Source organism: Allobosea sp. P4_C6 (assembly GCF_056402015.1).
The window spans coordinates 1-724 of the sequence record NZ_JBFUIF010000320.1 but is presented as its reverse complement, the minus strand read 5'-3'; the positions used below and the strand labels follow the sequence as shown (position 1 = coordinate 724).

Genomic DNA, 724 nt, shown 5'->3' with positions numbered 1-724 from the left:
GGCATAAAAATACCTTGTCGAGATTCTCAGGATCACTAAACTGATTGCCATCGACTTCATTCTCAAAGAGAGAAAAAATGTCAGAAAACGATCTGGAAGTGGTCGAGTTGGTTGCCGGAATCGTGTCGGCATTTGTGTCGCATAACAGTGTGATACAGGCCGATCTGCCCGCGCTGATCGCCAGCACGCATGCAGCGCTGGCGGGCCTTGGACAGGCTCCCGCGCCGGCTCCCGGAGAGAAAGCAGCGCCAGCGGTATCAATCAAGAAGTCGATCACGGCCGATTGGCTAATCTGCCTTGAGGACGGAAAGAAATTCAGGTCGCTGAGGCGCCACCTTCGTACTGCTTTCGATATGACGCCAGAGCAGTACAGAGCTAAGTGGAATCTGCCATTAGACTATCCGATGGTCGCGCCCGCCTATGCCGAGACGCGCTCGCACCTCGCCAAGAAAATGGGCTTGGGTCGTAAGGTGCAGGCCACGCCTGAGAAGCGGGGTCGGTCAAAGGCCACAGCCTGAATATTCAGCTACCTCCTACACAGCGGGTGCTGGCCGAGTGCGGTGTAGCGATTTGCCGCAGCCGGCGATTCGTTCATTCGAAGAACTCATCTGCGGGATCGGGCTCAAGGGGAAGCATCGATTGTCCCCGGCGTTGCCATTGAGCCCAGACACTGGCGCATGGGTGCATCGCGTTTACGCCAAGGTCCGCCAGCCATCATTCGCCC

The 724-nt window shown here is 56.9% G+C and carries 1 protein-coding gene; it reads left to right on the top strand.

Annotated features, from left to right (window positions below; translation table 11 throughout):
* Positions 1 to 77: 77 nt before the first annotated feature.
* A complete protein-coding gene (locus AC1DVA_RS28920; protein ID WP_265055245.1) occupies positions 78 to 518 on the top strand; it encodes a Ros/MucR family transcriptional regulator in 441 nt (146 codons plus the stop codon).
* Positions 519 to 724: the final 206 nt, after the last annotated feature.

Excerpts from the sequence above, each read along its gene's own strand:
- AC1DVA_RS28920 (WP_265055245.1), top strand. The coding sequence starts at position 78 with ATGTCAGAAAACGATCTGGAAGTGGTCGAGTTGGTTGCCGGAATCGTG.